Here is a 24,000-nt window from a genome sequence, read left to right on the forward strand (position 1 = left end):
AGGGTTGGGGTGAGGGTCAGCTTTTAATCAGAGACCGTAGCTCATCAAACGATCATAACGACGCTTGAGCAGGGCTTCGTGATCCAGCTTCTTGAGCATGTCGAGCTGGGAAATCAGATCGGCACGAATGCTCGCAGAAGCCGCTGCCGGGTCACGGTGCGCGCCGCCCAATGGCTCGCCAATCACCTTGTCGACGATGCCCAGGCCTTTGAGACGCTCGGCGGTGATGCCCATCGCTTCAGCAGCATCCGGCGCTTTTTCGGCGGTTTTCCACAGAATCGAGGCACAACCTTCCGGCGAGATCACCGCGTAGGTCGAGTACTGCAGCATGTTCAACTGGTCGCATACGCCAATGGCCAATGCACCGCCCGAACCGCCTTCGCCGATAACAGTAGCGATGATCGGGGTTTTCAGGCGCGACATGACACGCAGGTTCCAGGCGATGGCTTCGCTCTGGTTGCGCTCTTCAGCGTCGATACCCGGGTAAGCACCCGGCGTGTCGATAAAGGTCAGGATCGGCATTTTGAAGCGCTCGGCCATTTCCATCAAACGGCAGGCCTTGCGATAGCCTTCAGGGCGCGGCATACCGAAGTTGCGGCGCACCTTCTCACGCACTTCACGGCCTTTCTGGTGACCAATCACCATCACAGGCTGATCGTCCAGACGGGCAATACCGCCAACGATGGCAGCATCATCGGCAAAGTGGCGGTCGCCATGCAGCTCATCGAACTCGGTGAAGATGTGATCGATGTAGTCCAGCGTGTAGGGACGACGCGGGTGACGGGCCAAACGGGCAATCTGCCAGCTGGTCAGCTTGCCGAAAATATCTTCAGTCAGCGTTTTGCTTTTGTCTTGCAGACGAGAGATTTCATCGCTGATATTCAGCGAATTGTCATTACCAACCAAGCGCAACTCTTCGATTTTGGCTTGCAGGTCAGCAATCGGCTGTTCGAAATCAAGAAAATTCGGGTTCATAAGCATCCGTCTTGGGTCGGCGGCAAAGCATGCCAGAAGGTCAAAAGCCCAGCATTTGCTGGCGTTTCGTACCGAACTGGGGCAGCCGGTTGATCTGTATCGCGCCTACCTTAAGGGACAGGCGCTCTCAGGTCGAGATTAAAAATTCAGGTCGAGGTCAGGGCGCAGCTAGGGCACCTGACCGTCAACGGTATTGGAGGAAGACGTTGTCTCGCCCGAACTGGTCACGCAGGGCTTGAATCAAGCTGTCCGCCGGATCGATCCGCCAGGTCTCGCCAAACTGCAGCATGGCCTTGGCCTCTTCGCCGGTGTACTCCATCGTGATGGGGCAGGCACCGCGATGTTTCTTCAGCAGCTCGCCCAGATTGCGCAGTTGCTCACCCTTGAGCACATCGCGACTGACTTTCAGGCGCAAGCTCTCGGCCAGGCTGGTACGCGCATCTTCCATGCTCATCACGCGCTTGACCCGCAGGCGCAGACCACCGGAGAAGTCGTCATTACTGACCTCGCCTTCGACCACCACCATCGCGTCGGTCTGCAACAGCGACTGCGCCGAATGGAACGCCTCGGCAAACAACGAAGCCTCAATGCGCGCCGAGCGGTCGTCGAGGGTGATAAAGCCCATCTTGTCGCCTTTTTTGTTCTTCATCACCCGCAACGCAATAATCATCCCGGCAACGGTCTGGGTATCACGGGCAGGCTTGAGATCAATAATGCGCTGACGGGCAAAGCGGCGGATTTCACCTTCGTACTCGTCAATCGGATGACCGGTCAGGTACAGGCCCAGCGTGTCCTTCTCGCCTTTGAGTCGCTCCTTGAGCGTCAGTTCCCTGGCCTTGCGGTGGTTGGCATAGACGTCCGCATCGGCCTCGACGAACAAGCCGCCAAACAGGTCGGCGTGGCCGCTGTCATGGGTGCGCGCAGTTTGTTCAGCTGCCTTGATCGCTTCTTCCAGCGCCGACAGCAACACCGCACGGTTCTGATCGATGTTGGCTTGCCAGGCCTTGGGCTCGTCATGGAAAAACGGCCCCAGGCGGTCAAGGGCACCGCTACGGATCAGGCCATCAAGAGTACGCTTGTTGATACGCTTGAGATCAACCCGGGCGCAGAAATCGAACAAATCCTTGAACGGGCCGTCCTGACGCGCCTCGGTAATTGCCTCGACCGGCCCCTCGCCCACCCCCTTGATCGCCCCAAGACCATAAATGATCCGGCCTTCATCGTTTACCGTGAACTTGAACTCGGAGGCATTCACGTCCGGCGCATCGAGACGCAGCTTCATGCTGCGAATCTCTTCGATCAGGATCACCACCTTGTCGGTGTTGTGCATATCCGCCGACAGTACCGCGGCCATAAATGGCGCCGGGTAATGGGTTTTCAGCCAGGCCGTCTGGTACGACACCAGACCGTAGGCTGCGGAGTGGGATTTGTTAAAGCCATAACCGGCGAATTTTTCCACCAGGTCAAAAATGTTACCCGCCAGGTCCGCGTCAATATTGTTATTGGCGCAACCTTCGATGAAACCGCCACGTTGCTTGGCCATTTCTTCGGGTTTTTTCTTGCCCATGGCCCGACGCAGCATGTCTGCGCCGCCAAGGGTATAACCGGCCATGACCTGGGCAATCTGCATCACCTGTTCCTGATACAGGATGATGCCGTAGGTCGGGGCCAATACGGGCTTGAGGCCTTCGTACTGATAGTCCGAGTGCGGGTACGCCAGTTCGGCGCGGCCGTGCTTACGGTTGATAAAGTCATCAACCATGCCTGACTGCAGCGGGCCCGGACGGAACAGGGCCACCAGTGCGATCAAGTCTTCCAGGCAGTCGGGCTTGAGCTTTTTGATCAGCTCTTTCATGCCGCGCGACTCAAGCTGGAACACCGCGGTGGTCTCGGCCTTTTGCAGCAACTGGTAGGTCGGTTTGTCGTCCAGCGGGATAAAGGCGATATCCAGCGGCGGCTCATCGACCTTGGCACGATCGCGGTTGATGGTTTTCAGCGCCCAGTCGATCACCGTCAGGGTTCGCAGACCGAGGAAGTCGAACTTCACCAGGCCAGCCGACTCAACGTCATCCTTGTCGAACTGGGTTACCAGGCCACCGCCCTCTTCGTCGCAATAAATCGGCGAGAAGTCGGTCAGTTTGGTCGGCGCGATAACCACACCACCGGCGTGCTTGCCGACGTTACGCACAACGCCTTCAAGCTTGCGGGCCATTTCCCAGATTTCCGCAGCCTCTTCATCGACCTTGATAAAGTCGCGCAGGATTTCTTCCTGCTCGAAGGCTTTTTCCAGGGTCATGCCCACTTCAAACGGAATCATCTTCGACAGACGGTCCGCCAGGCCGTAGGACTTGCCCTGCACCCGCGCCACGTCACGGATAACCGCCTTCGCGGCCATCGAACCGAAGGTGATGATCTGGCTTACTGCGTTGCGGCCGTATTTTTCGGCCACATATTCAATTACCCGGTCGCGACCATCCATGCAGAAGTCGACGTCGAAGTCGGGCATCGATACCCGTTCCGGGTTAAGGAAACGTTCGAACAGCAGGTCGTATTCCAGCGGATCCAGGTCGGTAATCTTCTGCACATAGGCCACCAGCGATCCGGCACCCGACCCACGGCCCGGCCCTACCGGTACGCCGTTGCTCTTGGCCCACTGGATAAAGTCCATCACGATCAGGAAGTAACCGGGGAAGCCCATCTGGATGATGATATCCAGCTCGAAATTCAGCCGGTCGACATACACCTGACGCTTGGTGTCGTAATCCTCGGTGGTGTCCCTGGGCAGCAGAACGCTCAGGCGCTCTTCCAGGCCATCAAACGACACCTTGCGGAAATACTCATCGATGGTCATGCCATCGGGGATCGGGAAGTTGGGCAAAAAGTGCGTACCCAGCTTCACTTCGATATTGCAGCGCTTGGCAATTTCGACCGTGTTTGCCAGCGCCTCGGGCAAGTCACTGAACAGCTCGGCCATTTCCTCGGCGCTTTTCAGATATTGCTGATCGCTGTAATTCTTGGAGCGGCGCGGGTCATCCAGCGCGCGGCCTTCACCAATGCAAACGCGGGTTTCGTGAGCCTCAAAGTCCTGCTGCTTGATAAAGCGCACATCGTTGGTCGCCACCAGCGGCGCGCCAATCTTGTCTGCAAGGGCCACAGCCGCATGCAGGTGCTCTTCGTCATTGGGACGCTTGGTGCGCTGCACTTCGAGATAGAAGCGGTCAGGGAATACCGCCATCCATTCGCGGGCCAGGGCCTCGGCTTCTTCAATGTTGCCACTGATCAGCGCGACACCGATCTCGCCCTCCTTGGCTGCCGACAGCATGATCAGGCCATCTGCGGCCTCGGCGACCCATTCGCGCTCAATGATCACCTGGCCATTGCGCTGGCCATCGATGTAACCACGGGAAATCAGCTCAGTGAGGTTGCGATAACCCAATGGGTTCATCGCCAGCAGGCTGATACGGCTGAGGGGGTTTTCCGGGTCTTTGTTCGACAGCCACAGGTCTGCGCCACTGATCGGCTTGATCCCGCCGCCCATCGCCGCCTTATAGAACTTGACCAGGGAGCACATGTTGTTTTGATCAGTCACCGCGACGGCAGGCATATTCATGCCGGCCAGGGTCTTGATCAGCGGTTTGATCCGCACCAGGCCATCGACCAGGGAGTATTCAGTGTGCAGGCGCAGGTGAACGAATGAAGCCGGCATGGTGATCCTGTCTATAAGCTTTGAGAAACAACAAGGCCCGGATTGTACCGGGCCTTGGCAAAAACATCAGCCTTATGGCTAAAGGCCTTCAAGGGCCTCGTAAGCACGACGCACCGGGCCAAACGAGCGCCGGTGAATCGGTGTAGGGCCCAAGCGCTCAAGTGCTTCAAGGTGAACGGCGGTTGGATAACCCTTGTGCCCGCCAATGCCATAACCCGGGTATTGCAGCTCGAACGCCGCCATCTCGCGATCACGGCTGACCTTGGCCAGGATCGATGCCGCAGCAATTGCCGGTACCTTGCTATCACCCTTGACCACGGCCTCGGCCGGCATTGCCAGCTTGGGGCAGCGATTACCGTCGATCATCGCCAGTTTAGGGGTAATACTCAGCCCCTCCACAGCGCGCTGCATGGCCAGCATGGTGGCGTGCAAAATGTTCAGTTCGTCGATTTCTTCGACTTCAGCCCGGGCAATGCACCAGCTCAGGGCTTTTTCACGGATTTCGTCGAACAGCTTTTCGCGACGGGCTTCGGTGAGTTTTTTCGAATCGTTGAGCCCGGCGATAGGCCGATTGGGGTCGAGAATCACGGCTGCCGTTACCACAGCTCCGCACAAGGGGCCACGCCCCACTTCATCGACACCGGCCACGAGATCTTCGACCAGATTGAAGTCCAAGCCGATTTGCATGGTTACTTTACTCATTTGGATTGTGCAATCAGGTCCAGCACCGCTTGGGCGGCCTGATTGGAAGCGTCGAGGCGCAAGGTGCGATGGATTTCGTCAAAACCGCGGGTCTGTTCTTCGCCACCGTCGAGCAAGGGCAGCAAGGTGCGGGCCAGAGCTTCCGGGGTCGCCGCATCCTGCAACAGCTCGGGCACCAGCATGCGCTGGGCCAGCAAGTTGGGCAGCGACACATACGGGCTTTTGACCAGACGCTTGAGAATCCAGAACGTCAGGCGCGCAAGGCGATAAGCCACCACCATCGGCCGCTTGTACAGCAAGGCTTCGAGGGTTGCCGTGCCGGATGCGATCAACACTGCATCACAGGCCGCCAGGGCCAGATGGGATTGCCCGTCCAGCAAGGTCAACGGCAGGTCGCGCCCCACCAGCAACTGCTCGATCTGCTCGCGACGGGCGGCATTGGCACAGGGCAGGACAAAACGCACTTCGGGCCGCGCTTCACGGATCTTTTGCGCGGCATCAAGAAACAGCCCGCCCAGCTTGCCCACTTCGCCGCCGCGACTGCCGGGCATCAAGGCCACCAACGGCCCGTCTGGCAACCCAAGTTCGGCGCGAGCAGCGGCCTTGTCGGCTTCAAGCGGGATGGTATCGGCCAAGGTATGCCCGACGAAACGCACGGGAACGCCGTGCTCTTCATAGAATTTGGCTTCAAAGGGCAACAGCGTGAGCATCAAATCGCAGCCTTCGCGGATTTTCAGCACGCGCTTCTGCCGCCACGCCCACACGGACGGGCTTACGTAATGCACGGTCTTGATCCCGGCACGACGCAATTGAAGTTCGATATTGAGGGTGAAATCCGGCGCATCGATACCGATAAACACATCGGGTTTTTCGGCAATCAGGGTCTGCACCAGCAGCTTGCGGCGCTTGAGCAGTTCACGCAGGCGCCCCAGCACTTCAACCAGGCCCATGACCGACAGGCGTTCCATCGGGAAGTAGGAACTCATGCCCTCTGCTTCCATCAACGGACCGCCAACGCCGATAAATTCGATGTCGCCATGCTGCGCCTTTAGCGCCCGCATCAACCCCGAGCCCAGAATGTCGCCCGAGGCTTCACCCGCCACCAGCGCAATACGCAATCTGGCCATGACTAGCGCGTAATGCCGCGAGTGGATGTGCGGATGGACTCTACAAACATGGCAACTTCCGGGAACTGCGCGGCAGGCTCGGCCAGCTCGGCAAGCGCCTGATCAACCGTCAGCCCCTGGCGGTAAACCACCTTGTAGGCACGACGCAAGGCATGGATGGCATCGTCGCTGAAGCCGCGACGGCGCATGCCTTCAAAGTTCATGCTGCGGGCTTCGGCAGGGCTGCCGAATACGGTGACAAATGCCGGAACGTCCTTGCCGATGGCAGTACCCATGCCCGAAAAGCTGTGGGCACCGATATGGCAGAACTGATGAACCAGGGTAAAACCCGACAGGATCGCCCAATCGCCCATATGCACATGGCCCGCCAACGCAGAGTTGTTGACCAGGATGCAATGGTTGCCAATGACGCTGTCATGACCGATATGGGCATAGGCCATCACCAGGTTGTGATCACCCAGTGTGGTTTCGGAGCGGTCCTGAATGGTTCCGCGATGAATGGTGACGCCTTCACGAATAACGTTGTGGTCACCGATCACCAGGCGAGTTTCTTCGCCCTTGTACTTCAGATCAGGGGTGTCCTCGCCTACCGATGAGAACTGGTAGATGCGATTGTGCTTACCGATCCTGGTTGGGCCCTTGAGAATCACATGCGGCCCAATCACTGTCCCCTCGCCGATTTCCACACCTGCGCCGATGATCGACCAAGGGCCGACCTCGACGTCGTCGGCCAAGATGGCCGTCGGATCGATGATTGCGCGAGGGTCAATCAAACTCATAGTTTGCGTTCCGCACAAATGATTTCAGCCGAGCATACCGGCTTGCCGTCTACCGTGGCCTGGCACTCGAATTTCCAGATCGAACGCTTGCAGCTCAGGAACTTGGCCTCGAGGATCAGTTGATCACCCGGCAGCACGGGCTGACGAAAGCGTAGCTTGTCCGAGCCTACAAAGTAGTAGAGCGTGCCGTCAGCCGGCTTGAGGTCCATCATCTTGAAGCCAAGGATGCCCGCAGCCTGGGCCATGGCTTCAATGATCAACACACCCGGCATGATCGGATGCGCCGGAAAGTGGCCATTGAAAAAAGGCTCATTGATGCTGACATTCTTGTAGGCACGAATGCGCTTGTTCTCGACATCCAGATCCACCACTCGGTCCACCAGCAGGAACGGGTAACGGTGGGGCAGATATTCGCGAATCTCGTTGATGTCCATCATTTCGTGGGGAAGCCTGTAATAAAGATTGGGCGCGCGCGACTAAGGCGCGCTCCTCTAGCAAATCAAGGAAGCAAACCAATGGTTCTGCACGCTTGATATGGAAATTGTATTAGCCTTTTGAAGAAGCTTTACCGCCGGGGGTCACTTGTCGACGCGCTTTTCCAGTTGTTTCAACCGTCGGGCGATATCGTCCAGCTGACGAATGCGTGCGGCACTTTTTCGCCACTCAGCAGCGGGCTGCATTGCAGTACCGGAAGAGTAGGCACCAGGCTCGGTAATCGAGTGGGTCACCATCGTCATGCCAGTCAAGAACACATTGTCACAAATTTCGATATGCCCCACCAAACCGACACCACCCGCCAACATGCAGTGCTTGCCAATTTTAGTGCTGCCCGAGATCCCGCAACACGCGGCCATGGCCGTATGGTCACCGACCTGAACGTTGTGCGCGATCTGGATCTGGTTATCCAGCTTGACGCCATTACCGATAATCGTATCGGCCAGGGCACCACGGTCGATGGCGGTATTGACGCCGATTTCGACATCATCACCAATGGTCACACCACCGATTTGCGCGATTTTTTGCCACACGCCTTTTTCGTTGGCAAAGCCGAAGCCTTCACCGCCCAGCACTGCACCCGACTGAATGACCACGCGCTTGCCGATGCGAACATCGTGATACAGCGTCACCCGTGGAGCCAGCCAGCCGCCTTCGCCAATTTCGCAGCGGGCCCCGATAAAGCAATGCGGGCCCACCGTGACACCGGCAGCAATGCGTGCACCGCTTTCAATTACTGCAAACGCACCGATGCTCGCCGCCGGATCAACCACCGCGTCGGCAGCAATCACCGCCGAGGGGTGAACACCGGCAGCCGCTTTGGGCTTGGGATCGAACAGGTGGGAAATTCGGGCATAAGCCAGGTAAGGATCGGGTACAACCAGGGCATCACCGGCATACTCTTCGGCGTCTGCAGCCTTGAGCAATACGGCTCCGGCGTGGCAATCAACGAGGAATTTGCGGTATTGCGGGTTGGCCAGAAAGCTCAACTGAGCTGGGCCAGCCTCTTGTAAAGTGGCTAGCCCAGTGATTTCTTTCTCCGCGGAGCCACGCAAGGTGGCCCCCAGGAACTCGGCCAATTGGCCGAGTTTTATAGTCGCAGTCATAATTACTTCAGCTGATTCATGCGCTCGATAACTTGGCGAGTGATGTCGTACTGAGGTTTAACATCAATCACAGCACCACGCTCGAACACCAGGTCATAGGCGCCTTTTTTGATGACTTCTTCAACAGCGCTGTCCAGTTTCGGCTTCAGCTGTTTCAGCATTTCACGGTCAGCGACGGCTTTGGCTTCGTTCAGTTCCTTGGACTGGAACTGGAAGTCACGGGCCTTTTGCTTGAATTCAAGCTCCAGACGCTCACGCTCGCCCTGCTGCATTTTGTCGCCGCCTTTTACCAGACGGTCCTGAATACCCTTGGCGCTGCTTTCCAGGCTTTTGAGCTTGGTCAGTTGCGGGCCAAATTTCTTCTCGGCATCCACGGCGTAACGCTTGGCAGCATCCGACTCAAGCAATGCCATCTGATAGTTCAGTACGGCAATTTTCATGTCGGCGAAAGCCGGGCCAGCTACCAGTACCGAAGCCAGGAGAACCAATTGAGTCAACTTACGCACGATGCACTCCTAAAAAATCCGTTGTCTGTATCTAAGGTCAGGCTTTAGAAAGTCTGGCCGAGGGAGAATTGGAACACTTGAGTGTCTGCGTCATCCGGTTTCTTGATCGGCATGGCCAAGCTGAAGCTCAACGGGCCAAGCGCAGTCACCCAGGTCACACCAACACCCACAGAGCTGGCCAGGTTGCTGAAACCAATATCGCAATCCTTGGTGTCGCCCTTGCAGTTGGTGTCGAACACGTTACCCACATCCCAGAATACGGAGGTGCGCAGGGAACGCTGGTCTTTCACGAACGGCATCGGGAACAGAACTTCTACACCACCCTGGATCAGCACGTTACCACCGAATGGCAGCGGATCCTGGTCCGGGTCGGCGATGGTGCCTACGTTACCAGTTACACCCGCACCACGGCTTGGGGTACTGCGTGGGCCCAAAGCGCTGTCCTTGAAGCCACGTACCGAGTTGAAGCCACCGGCATAGTAGTTTTCATAAAACGGCAAGCCTTCGGTCGAACCATAGCCATCACCATAGCCCAACTCTGTGTGCAGACGCATGGTGTAGGTGTCGGTCAACGGCTGGAACAGCTGAGCACGGTAGTCCAGTTTGTAGAACTGCAGGTCGCTGCCAGGAATGGTGGTTTCAAACACCAAGCTCTGCGAGCTGCCGCGAGTCGGCAATACGCCTTTGTTCAGGGTCGATTCAGACCAGCCAACCGACGCCTTGAAGTTGAGGTACTTGTCGCCTTCACGGTTTACGAAGTCGAAAATCTCGTCAACGGTGTACTGGCCGGTGCTGATTTCATCCTGCTGTACGGTCAGGCCGTAGGTCAGGCGCGATGTGTCGCTGATCGGGTAGCCCATGGTGATGCCAGCACCCAGGCTGTCCACGGAGTAGTTTGCTACGTCAACGTCCAGATCTTTGTAGTCGGTAGTGCGGTAGAACGCGTTGTAACCCAGGCTCACGCCATCAGCTGTCCAGTACGGATCGACATAGCTGAAGTTGTAGCGGCTCTGGTATTCGCTGCGGGTCAGGCCAATGCTGACCTTGTTGCCCGTACCCAGGAAGTTGTTCTGGGTAATCGAACCGCCCAGGATCAAACCGGCGCTCTGGGCAAAACCGACGCTGGCGGTAATGGAACCCGACGCCTGTTCTTCCACTGCGTAGTTCACGTCCACCATATCGTCAGTACCCGGCACTGCCGGAGTTTCGACGTTGACTTCCTTGAAGAAGCCCAGGCGCTCAAGGCGGACCTTGGACTGGTCAATCAGGTAAGTCGAAGCCCAGCCACCTTCCATCTGGCGCATTTCGCGACGCAGCACTTCGTCTTCAGACTTGGTGTTGCCGCGGTAGTTGATGCGGTTCACGTAAGCACGCTTGCCCGGATCGACCACAAAGGTGATGGCCACGGTGTGGTCTTCAGGGTTTGGTTGAGGCACGCCGTTGACGTTGGCGAAGGTGTAGCCTTCGTTACCCAGACGACGGGTGATCAGCTCGGAGGTGGTGGTCATCAGCTTGCGCGAGAACACCTGGCCCGGCTGAACCAGCAGCAGCGACTTGATCTGATCTTCCGGGACCTTGAGGTCACCGCTCAGCTTCACTTCGCCGACATTGTATTTTTCGCCTTCATTCACGTTGACGGTGATGTAGACGCTTTTCTTGTCAGGCGTGATCGATACCTGGGTCGAGGCGATATCCATGTTGATATAGCCGCGATCGAGGTAGTAGGAGCGCAGACGCTCGAGGTCACCCGACAGTTTTTCACGCGCGTACTTGTCGTCGTTCTTGAAGAACGACAGCCAGTTCGTGGTTTTGAGTTCGAACAGGTCAACCAGGTCGGCCTCAGGGAATACCGTGTTGCCCACCACGTTGATGTGCTGAATCGCGGCAACCGTGCCTTCGTTGATGTTGACCTTCAAGGCAACGCGGTTACGCGGCTCGGGCACCACTTCGGTGTCTACCGTCGCCGAATAGCGGCCCTGGGCAACATACTGGCGTTGCAGTTCGTTACGCACGCCTTCAAGGGTGGCACGCTGGAAGATTTCACCTTCGGCCAGGCCCGACTGCTTCAGACCTTTCATCAGGTCATCAGTAGAGATCGCCTTGTTGCCGTCAATGGTGATGCTGGAGACGGAGGGGCGTTCGACAACCGTGATAACAAGCACATTGCCATCACGACCCAGCTGGATATCCTGAAAGAAACCGGTTTTGAACAACGCACGAGTGGAATCCACCAGACGGCGGTCATCCGCTACTTCACCCACGTTCAGAGGCAACGCGCCAAACACGCTACCGGCGGAAACCCGCTGGAGGCCGTTGACACGGATATCAGAGATAGTGAAGGACTCGGCGTGAACTTCGGCGATCATCAGTACGGTGAGAACCGCAGTTAGCAGCAGACGTTTCATGAAGTCCTTTCTTATTCCAACTGGCAATAAACAAACTGCCGCAAAATGCGGCAGATTCGCAATTCAGCGAAGCGTTTACAGACGGCCCAGATCGTTGATCAAGGCAAGCAACATCACCCCGACCACCAAACTGATACCGATCTGCATTCCCCAACCCTGCACCCGATCCGACAAGGGACGACCACGCGCCCACTCGATCAGATAAAACAACAAATGTCCCCCATCCAGTACAGGTATGGGCAACAAATTCAGAACCCCTAGACTGATACTCAGATAAGCCAGGAAATTCAGGAAATCAGCAACACCCGACTGGGCAGAAGCGCCCGCCACTTTAGCAATGGTTATCGGTCCACTCAAGTTTTTTACCGAGAGCTCGCCGAACAACATTTTCTTCAGGGAGTCGAGCGTCAAAATGCTCATGGTCCAGGTGCGTTTGGCCCCCTCCCCGATTGCTGCGAGCGGCCCATAGCTGACCTCGCGGATCATCGCTGGTGGCCAGTCGACACCTTTGACCCCGGCCCCCAGATAACCGGTTGCCGCCTTGCCTTCACCGCGAGCGGCCAGGGTAAGTGGAATGTCCAGTTGCACCCCGTCGCGCTCGACATGCACGACAATACGGGCTTCAGGGTGTACGCGAACCCAGTCCACGACCTGCTGCCAGTCCTTGACGGCCTGATCGTTGAGGGCCAACAGCTTGTCACCGGTTTTAAGCCCGGCAGCCTGGGCCGGACCTTTCGGATCGAGCTCAGCCAGAACGGCCGGCAACTCGGGCCGCCACGGGCGAATACCCAGAGATTTGATAGGGTCAGGCTCATCAGCGCCCTTGAGCCAGTCTTTCAACACCAACTGATGGGACGCCTCGGCGGTAGTACCCGGCTCACGCACCACAACCTGCAAGGAGCCGCTTTCACCCAGACGGCGAACCAGTTGCAGATTGACGTTGGACCAGCCTGTGGTTGGTTCGCCATCAATAGATACAATTTCCTGGCCTGCAACCAGACCGGCCTGCGCCGCCAGGCTGCCGCCCTCTACCGCACCGATAACCGGCCGCACTTGCTGGCTGCCCATCATTGCCAGCACCCAGAAGAACGCCATCGCCAGCATGAAGTTGGCAATCGGCCCGGCCGCAACAATGGCAATGCGCTGACCTACGGTCTTGCGGTTGAACGACTGATCGAGCTGGTCAGCAGGCACTTCGCCTTCACGCTCATCGAGCATCTTGACGTAGCCACCCAACGGGATGGCTGCCACGACAAACTCGGTGCCCTGACGATCATGCCAGCGCAGCAAGGGCGTACCGAAGCCCACGGAGAAGCGCAGAACCTTGACGCCACAACGGCGTGCCACCCAAAAGTGACCGAATTCATGAAAAGTGACCAGCACCCCCAATGCCACCAGGGTGCCAACAATCATATAGAGCGCACTCATCTACTTTCTCCGCGATTCTGTCCGGTTCCGGCAAACACCACTTTCAGCCGTTACGACTCAACCACTGTTCAGCCAGCATCCGGGCTTTGCTATCGGCGGCAAATACCGCGTCCAATTCGTCGACAGCCACAACTGGCTCGCTATTCAATACGTCTTCGATAATACGCGCGATCTGCGGATAACGGATTCGCCCGTCCAAAAAGGCGGCCACGGCAACCTCGTTCGCCGCATTGAGCATGGCCGGCGCACTATTGCCCGCCATCGCGGCCTCGCGCGCCAGGCGCAAACACGGGAAACGTTGCTCGTCAGGGCGCTGAAAGTCCAGCCGCGCCACCGCAAACAGGTCCAGCGGCGCTACACCCGAGTCAATCCGCTCAGGCCAGGCCAGGGCATTGGCAATCGGCGTGCGCATATCAGGGTTGCCCAACTGGGCCAGCACCGAGCCATCTACATAATCGACCAGCGAGTGGATCACGCTTTGCGGATGGATCACCACCTCGACCTGGTCCGGACGCGCATCGAACAACCAGCAGGCCTCGATCAGCTCCAGGCCCTTGTTCATCATGCTCGCCGAGTCCACCGAAATCTTGCGCCCCATCGACCAGTTGGGATGAGCGCAGGCTTGATCCGGCGTGACGTGCTCAAGCTCGGCCAACGGCGTCTCACGGAACGGTCCGCCAGAGGCAGTGAGCAAAATCCGACGAACACCGACATTACCCAGGCCGCGGGCAAAATCCTGAGGCAAGCACTGGAAGATCGCATTGTGCTCGCTGTCGATGGGCAGCAAGACCGAACCGCTGCGACGCACGGCCTGCATAAACAGGTCGCCGGTCATCACCAGCGCTTCTTTATTGGCCAGCAGTATCTTTTTGCCAGCATTCACCGCCGCCAGTGTCGGGCGCAGGCCTGCGGCACCGACAATGGCCGCCATGACCGCATCGACTTCAGGCGCCGAGGCAATCTGGCACAAGCCCTCTTCACCCACCAGCACTTCAGTGTTCAGCCCGGCCGCGCGCAGGCCAGCCTGCAACTGGCTGGCAGCCTGTTCATGGGGGACCACGGCAACTTGCGGCCGATGCTTGACACACAAGGCCAGCAGCTCGTCGAGACGGCTATAGCCGCTCAACGCGAACGCCTGATAGCGCTCGGGATGACGAGCAATAACATCCAGGGTGCTCAGGCCGATAGAGCCCGTAGCACCCAGAACAGTAATCTGTTGTGGACGACTCATGAAGCCGCCATCCACAGCAATACAGCAAATACAGGGATCGCCGCCGTCAGGCTGTCGATGCGATCCAGAACACCACCGTGACCCGGCAGCAGGTTGCTGCTGTCCTTGATCCCGGCCTGGCGCTTGAACATGCTTTCCGTAAGGTCGCCGACTACCGATATCAATACGATTACGGCAGCGCCCACCAACGCGGCAAACATCTGCGAAGCGCTCCAGCCACGCACCACCCCGACAACGGCGGTGATCAGCAGGCTCAGCAACAAGCCGCCAAAAACGCCTTCCCAGCTTTTGCCCGGGCTGACTTTAGGGGCGAGCTTGCGCTTGCCGAATTTGCGTCCGGAAAAATAAGCGCCGATATCTGCGCCCCACACCAGAACCATCACTGCCATGATCAGCCAGTTGCCAAGCGGCATCGCCTTGATCAGGACCAGACCTTGCCAGGCCGGCAACAGGATCAACAGGCCAATGACCAGCTTGCTGGCAATGCTCGACCAGTGAACGGCCGATTGCGGAAAGGTCAGCACAAAATAGGTCGCTGCCGCCCACCACAATACCGCCGCCCCCAGCACCCAGGGTGCCAGATCAGGAAAGAGGTGCAGGCCAAACAGCAGCACGGCCACTATCGCAGCAAACAGCACCCGCGCACCTTGCGCCTCAAAACCGGCAAGACGCGCCCATTCCCAGGCACCCAGGGTCACGACCAGGCCAATAAACAGCGCAAAGCCGCTGCCCTCGAGCAGGAAAAAGCCGCACAAGGCAATGGGCAGCAAGATAAGTGCAGTGATGATTCGTTGTTTAAGCATTAAACCCGGGCTCCAGCCTCAACCTGCTCGCTCGTTTTACCGAAGCGGCGCTGGCGAGAAGCGAAATCAGCCAATGCGTACTGCATGGCCTCGTGTTTGAAGTCCGGCCAGAACAGGTCGGAGAAGTACAACTCGGAATAGGCCAGCTGCCACAGCAGGAAATTGCTGATGCGGTGCTCGCCACCGGTGCGAATACACAGATCGGGCAATGGCAGATCGCCCGTTACCAGACAGGTTTGCAGCAAGCCCGCAGTGATATCCTCCGGTTGCAAGTGCCCTGCCTGGACCTGACGTGCCAACTGCTGTGCGGCCTGTGCGATATCCCACTGGCCACCGTAGTTGGCGGCAATCTGCAAGACAAAGCGGCCTTCGCCCACTGTCATTGCTTCCGCTTCACGCATCGCCTTTTGCAAATCGGGATGAAAGCGCGAGCGGTCGCCAATGATCCGCAGGCTGATCTCGTTTTCGTTGAGGCGCTTGGCCTCACGACGCAGCGCCCTGAAAAACAGATCCATCAAGGCACTGACTTCAGCGGCAGGCCGCTGCCAGTTTTCACTGGAAAACGCGAACAGGGTCAGTACCTCGACCCCGGCCTCGGCACATACTTCAATGACCGCACGAACCGCATCCACACCCGCTTTATGCCCGGCAACGCCCGGCAGAAAGCGTTTTTTCGCCCAGCGATTATTACCGTCCATGATGATCGCGACATGTCGCGGAACAGATGACGGGTCAGCCTGCTTCGTCTTTTCCATAAAACGCCCTGACCCTTATACGGCCATCAGGTCCGCTTCTTTCTGCTTGGTGGCAACTTCGATATCTGCCACGGCCTTGTCGGTCAGCTTCTGGATGTCATCAGCAGCACGACGCTCTTCGTCTTCGCTGATTTCCTTCTCCTTGACCAGATCTTTCAACTGGCTCAACGCGTCACGACGGATATTGCGCACGGCAATACGGGCGTCTTCAGCAGCATCACGCGCCTGCTTGGCGAAAACCTTACGGGTTTCTTCAGTCAGAGCCGGCATGGAGATCAGCAGCAACTCACCCAGGTTGGTCGGGTTGAGGTTCAGACCGGCGCTCTGGATAGCCTTGTCGACTGCGCCCAGCATGTTGCGCTCGAACGCTACAACTTGCAGGGTGCGGGAGTCTTTAACGGTGATGTTGGCTACCTGGCTGATCGGAGTATCCGAGCCATAGTAAGGCACCATCACGCTACCCAGAATGCTTGGGTGAGCCTTGCCGGTACGGATCTGGCCAAATGCATGAGCCAGGGATTCCAGCGACTTCTGCATGCGCGTTTGAGCGTCTTTCTTGATTTCGTTGATCATTGTTGACCTTCCTCGATCAGAGTACCTTCAGCGCCACCGTGGACAATATTGAGCAGGGCGCCGGGCTTGTTCATATTAAATACACGCAATGGCATTTTGTGGTCGCGGCACAGACAGATGGCCGTCAGGTCCATAACACCCAGTTTGCGATCCAGCACTTCATCGTAAGTCAGATGATCGAACTTCTCGGCATGCGGGTCTTTGAATGGATCTGCGGTGTACACGCCGTCAACCTTGGTTGCCTTGAGCACGACATCAGCGTCGATTTCGATAGCACGCAAGCAAGCTGCCGAATCCGTTGTAAAGAAAGGATTACCGGTGCCTGCAGCGAAAATCACCACATCTTTGGCATTCAGATGGCGCATGGCCTTACGACGATCGTAATGATCGGTCACACCCACCATGGAAATGGCCGACATAACGATGGCGGAGATATTCGCACGTTCCAGCGCATCGCGCATGGCCAGGGCGTTCATCACGGTAGCCAGCATGCCCATATGGTCGCCAGTCACACGATCCATACCGGCGGCGCTCAATGCGGCACCACGGAACAGGTTGCCACCACCAATTACCAATCCTACCTGAACGCCGATGCCGACCAACTGGCCCACTTCCAGCGCCATGCGGTCGAGTACCTTGGGGTCGATCCCGAACTCTTCAGAGCCCATCAGGGCTTCGCCGCTTAGCTTGAGTAGAATGCGTTTATAGCGAGCTTGATAACCACTGCCCTGCTGAGCCATTGCGAATCTCTCCTGCCGCGTTTTATAGATAATCTGTGCGAGGTCATTTTTCAACCCGCGCTTGTTCTAACTGTGGCACTGCACAGCAGCACCATCGGAACACGAATTTGCAAACCGGTTCCGCCGAGAAGGAAAAATCCCCTCCCATTTGAAAAGAGGCTGCGCGCGTGAGCGGGCAGCCTCTTCGGGTCGACAGTTTAAAACCGTCTTATTGCTTGCTGGCAGCCACTTGAGCAGCAACTTCAGCAGCGAAGTCGTCAACTGGCTTCTCGATGCCATCACCTACTTTGAAGTAAGTGAAGGAAACGATTTCAGCGCCGGCTTTCTTGGCCAGGTCACCGACTTTGATTTCCGGGTTCTTGACGAAAGCTTGCTCAACCAGGCTGGCTTCAGCCAGGAACTTGCTGATACGACCGGCAACCATTTTTTCAACGATTTCGGCTGGCTTGCCTTTGATCTTGTCTTCGTTGAGGCTCATGAACACGGTTTTTTCGCGTTCGATGGCATCAGCGGAAACTTGCGATGGCAGCAGGAACTCAGGATTGCTTGCAGCGACGTGCATGGCGATGTCACGAGCCAGCTCGGCGTTGCCGCCTTTCAGAGCTACCACAACACCGATCTTGTTGCCGTGCAGGTAAGCGTCAACCACGTCGCCTTCGATGCGCGCCAGACGACGAATGTTTACGTTCTCGCCTACTTTACCAACCAGAATCAGACGAGCTTCTTCTTGAGCGGCGATCAGCGGAGCAACGTCGGTCAGCTTGTCAGCGAACGCTTTTTCAACGCTGTCGTTAACGAAGATTTTGAAGTCTTCTTGCAGAGCCAGGAAGTCGGTTTGCGAGTTGACTTCCAGAATTACAGCCGACTTGTTGTCGTCTGCAACTTTAACTGCGATAGCGCCTTCAGCAGCAACGTTACCTGCTTTTTTGGCTGCCTTGATGGCGCCCGAAGCACGCATGTCATCAATGGCTTTTTCGATGTCGCCGCCAGCCTTGGTCAAGGCTTTCTTGCAGTCCATCATGCCTTCGCCAGTACGCTCACGCAGTTCTTTAACCAACGCTGCAGTAATCTCTGCCATTTCAAAATTCCTCTTGGATAGGTTTTCAACCATTCCACCCGACCGAACGGGCGTTCAATTCGTTTGAAGCGCACCCCGAATCAACCGTGCAGGTCGCCATCTGATACAGATACAACAAGCAGGGTTACAACAAATGGATTTCGAGGTGGCAAAAAGGGGGCCAAGCCCCCTTTTTGCGTACTGAGTAAACGCTAGGCGTTAATTACTCAGCCTTCAACTACCGCTGCAGCTGGAGCTTCTTCGACGAAAACGTCGGTGCCGCCAGCAACGTGGTTACGGCCTTTGATCACAGCATCAGCCATCGCACCCATGTACAGCTGGATAGCGCGGATTGCGTCATCGTTACCCGGGATGATGTAGTCAACACCTTCTGGGCTGCTGTTGGTATCGACAACGCCGATTACCGGGATACCCAACTTGTTAGCTTCGGTGATCGCGATACGCTCGTGGTCAACGTCGATAACGAACAGAGCGTCTGGCAGACCGCCCATGTCCTTGATACCACCCAGGCTACGATCCAGCTTCTGCAGATCGCGAGTGCGCATCAGCGCCTCTTTCTTGGTCAGCTTGGCGAAAGTACCGTCTTCTGCCTGGATTTCAAGGTCACGCAGACGCTTGATCGAAGCACGAATGGTTTTGAAGTTGGTGAGCATGCCGCCCAACCAGCGGTGATCGACGTACGGCGAACCGCAACGTGCTGCTTCTTCAGCAACGATCTTGCCAGCGGAACGCTTGGTGCCGACGAACAGAATCTTGTTTTTGCCCTGGGCCAGACGCTCTACGAAAGTCAGAGCTTCGTTGAACATTGGCAGGGTTTTTTCAAGGTTGATGATGTGGATCTTGTTACGCGCGCCAAAGATGTATTTACCCATCTTCGGGTTCCAGTAACGGGTTTGGTGACCGAAGTGCACACCGGCCTTCAGCATATCGCGCATGTTGACTTGGGACATGATAGTTCCTTAATAAGTCGGGTTAGGCCTCCACGTATCCCAACGACCAACCAGCAGCTTCAAAGCTGAAGGCACCCAGGTCATCGTGTCGACACGTGTGTGGGTTTGTGCTCTGCGGGCTATACCCGCAAAGCGGCGCATTTTATACCACAAGATGCGTAAAAAACGAAGCGTGAATTCAGACTTTATTGCTAAGCCCTTATCTGGCAAGGGTTTACGTCTTGTTTGTAGCTTGTAGCTCAATCCTACTGCCGCCACCGAAATATTCCAAACACCGCTGGGGCCCATCACAGAAGGCCGAACGCAGGTGCTGTTATGGGGGTGGCGCGGCAGGACGCCGCGCCAGCCGCGATGGGCCATGGATGGCCCGTCGCGGCGTGCCCCCATAACAGTGCCGGAGTGAGGGCACCGGCGAGCCTTGGCGAGGCGGCCGTATGGTAGGGCCAAGACCTTTTGGTTACTTTTGGGGCGTTTGCCAAAAGTGACCCGCCGTAAGGGCGGAACCCGTAGAACGCCGTGACACATCGAATGGATATGTACTCGGTGGTTCTAACTTGAACTTTGAGTACATATCCGGCATTTGCGCCTAACTGAAATTATGGTTTCGCCCTTACGGCGAGTCCCTTTTGTCAAACAGCCACAAAAGGAACCAAAAAGGCCTTGCCCCTAGCGTACGGCCTTCGCTGCGCTCAGGTTCCCTCGCTCCGGTCCCGCTCCGTGGGCACGCCGCCACGGGCCATCCATGGCCCATCGCGGCTCTCCCGGCATCCATGCCGGTCAACCCACTACACAGAACCTCCTCTCGGCCTCCCGATGGGGCAGGTAGATCAAAATCAAAAGCCAGATCCAAAGCAGATCCAAAGCAGATTAAAAGCAGATTAAAAACAGGTGCTTTGGTCGCCCGGCTTTTTTGCCCTGGCCTTGGAATAGAACCAGAATGCTCCTATCTATTAAGAGAAGCGATGGCTACAGGCCCACGACTAACGCCGACCGTCTGTTAGAATCGCTCTTTTATGACGGCGTGCCACGATTCACAGCACGCCCGCAATCCTGATGATGAGCGCCAACGCGCGAAGAGAGCCCGAATGACCGTCACCCTCAAAACCCCCGAGGACATCGCAAAAATGCGTATCGCCGGCAAACTGGCCGCCGAAGTCCTGGAAATGATCGCCGAATACGTCAAGCCCGGCGTTACCACCGAAGAGCTGGACCGCATTTGCCATGACTATATCGTCAATGTGCAAAAGGCTATCCCTGCCCCGCTCAACTATAAAGGCTTCCCCAAGTCGATCTGTACCTCGATCAACCATGTGGTATGCCACGGCATCCCGGGCGACAAGGTCCTGAAGGACGGCGACACCCTGAACATCGACGTCACCGTGATCAAGGACGGCTATCACGGCGATACCAGCCGTATGTTCCACGTCGGCAAGGTACCGGTATGGGCCGAGCGCCTGTCCCAGGTGACCCAGGAATGCATGTACAAGGCTATCGAAATCGTCAAGCCGGGCTGCCGCCTGGGCGATATCGGTGAAGTGATCCAGAAGCACGCTGAAAAGAACGGTTTTTCTGTAGTACGCGAGTTCTGCGGCCACGGTATCGGCAAGGTGTTCCACGAAGAGCCGCAGATCCTGCACTACGGCCGCGCTGGCACCGGCATGGAACTGAAGGCCGGCATGACCTTCACCATCGAGCCGATGATCAACCAGGGCAAGGCCGACACCAAGGTGCTGGGCGACGGTTGGACCGCCATCACCAAGGACCGCAAGCTGTCTGCCCAGTGGGAACACACCCTGCTGGTCACCGACACCGGCTACGAGATCTTCACCCTGCGCAGCGATGACACCATCCCCCGCGTTTCGGCCTGATCCTTGCGTGTTTTCATCGTTTAACCCGTAAAACCCACGACAGGAATGCCAATCGATGCCGCAGGTGGATCCAGAACTTTTTGACCGCGGCCAGTTCCAGGCCGAACTGGCATTGAAGGCAAGCCCCATTGCCGCTTTCAAAAAGGCGATCCGCCAGGCACGGGAGGTACTCGACGAACGCTTCAAAAAGGGGCGTGATATTCGCCGCCTGATCGAAGATCGTGCATGGTTCGTCGATAACATCCTGCAACAGGCCTGGGACCAGTTCAGCTGGAGCGATCAGGCCGATATCGCGCTGGTTGCCGTCGGCGGCTATGGCCGGGGCGAATTGCACCCCTACTCCGATATCGATCTGCTGATCCTGCTGGATAACGCTGACCACGAAGTGTTCCGAGACTCTATCGAGCGCTTTCTGACTTTACTGTGGGACATTGGCCTGGAAGTAGGCCAGAGCGTTCGCTCGGTAGATGAATGCGCCGAGCAGGCCCGCGCCGACCTGACCATCATCACCAACCTGATGGAAAGCCGCACCGTGGCCGGCCCCGAGCGTCTGCGCCAGCGCATGCTGGATGTCACCAGCACTGCCCATATGTGGCCCAGCAAAGAGTTTTTCCTGGCCAAGCGCGCCGAGCAAAAGGCCCGCCACCACAAGTACAACGACACCGAATACAACCTGGAACCCAACGTCAAAGGCTCGCCCGGCGGCCTGCGCGATATCCAGACCATTTTGTGGGTAGCCCGTCGCCAGTACGGCACCCTGAACCTGCGCGCCCTGGCCGGCGAAGGCTTTCTGGTCGAGAGCGAGCATGCCCTGCTCGCCTCGTCCCAGGAGTTTTTGTGGAAGGTGCGCTATGCCCTGCACATGCTCGCCGGCCGCGCCGAAGACCGTCTGCTGTTCGACCATCAGCGCAGCATCGGCGAGCTGCTGGGTTTTGCCGGCGAAGACGCCAAGCAGACCATCGAAAATTTCATGCAACAGTACTATCGGGTGGTCATGAGCATTGCCCAGCTCAGCGACCTGATCATCCAGCACTTCGAAGAAGTGATCCTCGCCCCCGAGGACGAAGCGCCACCAACCCCGTTGAACTCGCGCTTCCAGTTGCACGATGGCTATATCGAAGCCACCAGCGACCACGTATTCAAGCGCACGCCCTTCGCCATGCTGGAAATCTTCCTGCTGATGGCCCAGCACCCCGAGATCAAGGGCGTGCGGGCCGACACCATCCGCCTGCTGCGTGAACATCGCTACCTGATCGACGACGATTTCCGCAAGGACATCCGCAATACCAGCCTGTTTATCGAACTGTTCAAGTGCAAGATTGGCATCCACCGCAACCTGCGCCGAATGAACCGCTACGGCATTCTCGGCCGTTACCTGCCCGAATTCGGCTTTATCGTCGGGCAAATGCAGCACGACCTGTTCCACATCTATACGGTCGACGCCCACACCCTGAACCTGATCAAGCACCTGCGTAAGTTGCAGTACACCCAGGTGTCAGAGAAATTCCCGCTGGCCAGTAAGCTGATGGCCAAGTTGCCCAAGCCCGAGCTGATTTACCTGGCGGGCCTGTACCACGACATCGGCAAGGGCCGCCACGGCGACCACTCCGAAATCGGTGCCGTGGATGCCGAAGCGTTCTGCATCCGCCACCAGTTGCCGCAGTGGGACACACGCCTGATCGTGTGGCTGGTACAAAACCACCTGGTGATGTCCACCACCGCCCAGCGCAAGGACCTGTCGGACCCGCAAGTCATCCATGATTTTGCCCAGACCGTCGTCGACGAAACCCACCTCGACTACCTCTATGTGCTGACTGTCGCCGATATCAACGCCACCAACCCGACGCTATGGAACTCCTGGCGCGCCAGCCTGTTGCGCCAGCTCTACACCGAGACCAAGCGCGCCCTGCGCCGTGGCCTGGAAAACCCGGTGGACCGTGAAGAACAGATCCGCCAGACGCAAAGTGCAGCGCTGGACATTCTGGTGCGCGGCGGCACCGACCAGGACGACGTCGAGCAACTCTGGTCGCAACTGGGCGACGACTATTTCCTGCGCCACTCTTCGGCCGACGTGGCCCTGCACACCGAGGCGATCCTGCAGCAACCAGCCGATGGCGGCCCGCTGGTGCTGATCAAGGAAACCACCCAGCGCGAGTTCGAGGGCGGCACGCAGATCTTTATCTACGCCCCCGACCAGCACGATTTCTTCGCCGTGACCGTGGCCGCGATGGACCAGCTCAACCTCAACATCCATGACGCGCGCATCATCACCTCCAGCAGCCAGTTCACCCTCGACACCTATATCGTGCTCGACAACGACGGCGGTTCGATCGGCAACAACCCGGCGCGGATTGAAAAAATCCGCAAGGGCCTGACCGAAGCCCTGCGCAATCCGGATGACTACCCGACCATCATCCAGCGCCGGGTACCGCGCCAGCTCAAGCACTTTGCCTTTGCACCCCAGGTGACGATCCATAACGATGCCCAGCGCCCGGTGACCGTGCTGGAGCTCAGCGCCCCCGACCGCCCGGGCCTGCTGGCCCGCATCGGGATGATCTTCCTGGAGTTCGACCTGTCGCTGCAAAACGCCAAGATCGCCACCCTTGGCGAGCGCGTAGAAGACGTATTTTTCATCACCGATGCAAACAACCAGCCGCTGTCCGACCCGCAGCTGTGCATGCGTTTGCAGGAAGCGATCGTCGAGCAACTGACGGTCAATCAGGATTCAACCCCAGAACCGTGGCGCCTGAGCATTTAACCGCCGCCGAGTGAG

General features: G+C 57.5%; 18 protein-coding genes and 1 pseudogene. 2 read left to right on the forward strand and 17 right to left on the reverse strand.

Going from position 1 to position 24,000, the window contains the following annotated elements; all coding sequences use genetic code 11:
* Nucleotides 1–27: 27 nt before the first annotated feature.
* From AB3G35_RS21500 to rpsB, 17 genes and pseudogenes are all read right to left on the reverse strand, one after another.
* The gene (locus AB3G35_RS21500; RefSeq protein WP_016781995.1) at nucleotides 28–975 is read right to left on the reverse strand and encodes an acetyl-CoA carboxylase carboxyltransferase subunit alpha; all 948 of its coding nucleotides are present in this window, start codon (nucleotides 973–975) and stop codon (nucleotides 28–30) included.
* A 184-nt stretch (nucleotides 976–1,159) separates the two neighbouring features.
* Nucleotides 1,160–4,681, reverse strand: a complete 3,522-nt coding sequence (gene dnaE / locus AB3G35_RS21505) for a DNA polymerase III subunit alpha (protein ID WP_369782121.1) — start codon at nucleotides 4,679–4,681, stop codon at nucleotides 1,160–1,162.
* A gap of 78 nt (nucleotides 4,682–4,759) precedes the next feature.
* Complete coding sequence (rnhB, locus tag AB3G35_RS21510; protein WP_016781993.1) at nucleotides 4,760–5,368, reverse strand: ribonuclease HII; 609 nt, start codon at nucleotides 5,366–5,368, stop codon at nucleotides 4,760–4,762.
* A gap of 11 nt (nucleotides 5,369–5,379) precedes the next feature.
* Nucleotides 5,380–6,510 carry a lipid-A-disaccharide synthase gene (lpxB, locus tag AB3G35_RS21515; protein WP_106115720.1) on the reverse strand — a complete coding sequence of 377 codons (1,131 nt, stop codon included), beginning with the start codon at nucleotides 6,508–6,510 and terminating at the stop codon, nucleotides 5,380–5,382.
* A 2-nt stretch (nucleotides 6,511–6,512) separates the two neighbouring features.
* A complete protein-coding gene (gene lpxA, locus AB3G35_RS21520; protein WP_016781991.1) occupies nucleotides 6,513–7,289 on the reverse strand; it encodes an acyl-ACP--UDP-N-acetylglucosamine O-acyltransferase in 777 nt (258 codons plus the stop codon).
* Nucleotides 7,286–7,726 carry a 3-hydroxyacyl-ACP dehydratase FabZ gene (fabZ, locus tag AB3G35_RS21525; protein ID WP_016781990.1) on the reverse strand — a complete coding sequence of 147 codons (441 nt, stop codon included), beginning with the start codon at nucleotides 7,724–7,726 and terminating at the stop codon, nucleotides 7,286–7,288. Before fabZ ends, lpxA begins: the two co-directional genes overlap by 4 nt.
* A 109-nt stretch (nucleotides 7,727–7,835) precedes the next feature.
* Nucleotides 7,836–8,890, reverse strand: a pseudogene (gene lpxD / locus AB3G35_RS21530) (UDP-3-O-(3-hydroxymyristoyl)glucosamine N-acyltransferase).
* Nucleotides 8,891–8,892: 2 nt separating this feature from the next.
* Nucleotides 8,893–9,396: an OmpH family outer membrane protein gene (locus AB3G35_RS21535; RefSeq protein ID WP_016781988.1), complete on the reverse strand. Its 504-nt coding sequence runs from the start codon at nucleotides 9,394–9,396 to the stop codon at nucleotides 8,893–8,895.
* A gap of 44 nt (nucleotides 9,397–9,440) precedes the next feature.
* Nucleotides 9,441–11,801: an outer membrane protein assembly factor BamA gene (gene bamA, locus AB3G35_RS21540; RefSeq protein ID WP_086798506.1), complete on the reverse strand. Its 2,361-nt coding sequence runs from the start codon at nucleotides 11,799–11,801 to the stop codon at nucleotides 9,441–9,443.
* A 75-nt stretch (nucleotides 11,802–11,876) separates the two neighbouring features.
* Nucleotides 11,877–13,229: an RIP metalloprotease RseP gene (gene rseP, locus AB3G35_RS21545; RefSeq protein ID WP_134049722.1), complete on the reverse strand. Its 1,353-nt coding sequence runs from the start codon at nucleotides 13,227–13,229 to the stop codon at nucleotides 11,877–11,879.
* A 43-nt stretch (nucleotides 13,230–13,272) separates the two neighbouring features.
* Complete coding sequence (gene ispC / locus AB3G35_RS21550; RefSeq protein ID WP_083369606.1) at nucleotides 13,273–14,460, reverse strand: 1-deoxy-D-xylulose-5-phosphate reductoisomerase; 1,188 nt, start codon at nucleotides 14,458–14,460, stop codon at nucleotides 13,273–13,275.
* On the reverse strand, nucleotides 14,457–15,263 hold the full coding sequence (locus tag AB3G35_RS21555) for a phosphatidate cytidylyltransferase (protein WP_016781985.1): 807 nt from the start codon (nucleotides 15,261–15,263) through the stop codon (nucleotides 14,457–14,459). Before AB3G35_RS21555 ends, ispC begins: the two co-directional genes overlap by 4 nt.
* Nucleotides 15,263–16,018 (reverse strand): polyprenyl diphosphate synthase, encoded by a 756-nt coding sequence (uppS, locus tag AB3G35_RS21560; protein WP_016781984.1) that lies wholly within the window; start codon nucleotides 16,016–16,018, stop codon nucleotides 15,263–15,265. Before uppS ends, AB3G35_RS21555 begins: the two co-directional genes overlap by 1 nt.
* A gap of 15 nt (nucleotides 16,019–16,033) precedes the next feature.
* Nucleotides 16,034–16,591, reverse strand: coding sequence for a ribosome recycling factor (gene frr, locus AB3G35_RS21565; RefSeq protein ID WP_016781983.1), 558 nt, complete (start codon nucleotides 16,589–16,591; stop codon nucleotides 16,034–16,036).
* Entirely contained in the window at nucleotides 16,588–17,331 is a 744-nt protein-coding gene (pyrH, locus tag AB3G35_RS21570; protein WP_003440426.1) for a UMP kinase, read from the reverse strand. Before pyrH ends, frr begins: the two co-directional genes overlap by 4 nt.
* 208 nt (nucleotides 17,332–17,539) lie before the next feature.
* The gene (tsf, locus tag AB3G35_RS21575; protein ID WP_083369607.1) at nucleotides 17,540–18,409 is read right to left on the reverse strand and encodes a translation elongation factor Ts; all 870 of its coding nucleotides are present in this window, start codon (nucleotides 18,407–18,409) and stop codon (nucleotides 17,540–17,542) included.
* A gap of 206 nt (nucleotides 18,410–18,615) precedes the next feature.
* Nucleotides 18,616–19,359, reverse strand: coding sequence for a 30S ribosomal protein S2 (rpsB, locus tag AB3G35_RS21580; RefSeq protein WP_016781981.1), 744 nt, complete (start codon nucleotides 19,357–19,359; stop codon nucleotides 18,616–18,618).
* A gap of 1,013 nt (nucleotides 19,360–20,372) precedes the next feature.
* Between rpsB and map the strand changes: the two genes are divergently transcribed.
* Nucleotides 20,373–21,227, forward strand: coding sequence for a type I methionyl aminopeptidase (gene map / locus AB3G35_RS21585; RefSeq protein ID WP_081481070.1), 855 nt, complete (start codon nucleotides 20,373–20,375; stop codon nucleotides 21,225–21,227).
* Nucleotides 21,228–21,282: 55 nt separating this feature from the next.
* Nucleotides 21,283–23,985 carry a [protein-PII] uridylyltransferase gene (locus AB3G35_RS21590; protein WP_016781979.1) on the forward strand — a complete coding sequence of 901 codons (2,703 nt, stop codon included), beginning with the start codon at nucleotides 21,283–21,285 and terminating at the stop codon, nucleotides 23,983–23,985.
* Nucleotides 23,986–24,000: the final 15 nt, after the last annotated feature.

It is taken from the genome of Pseudomonas sp. WC2401 (assembly GCF_041200115.1).
Classification (GTDB): Bacteria; Pseudomonadota; Gammaproteobacteria; order Pseudomonadales; family Pseudomonadaceae; genus Aquipseudomonas; species Aquipseudomonas fragi.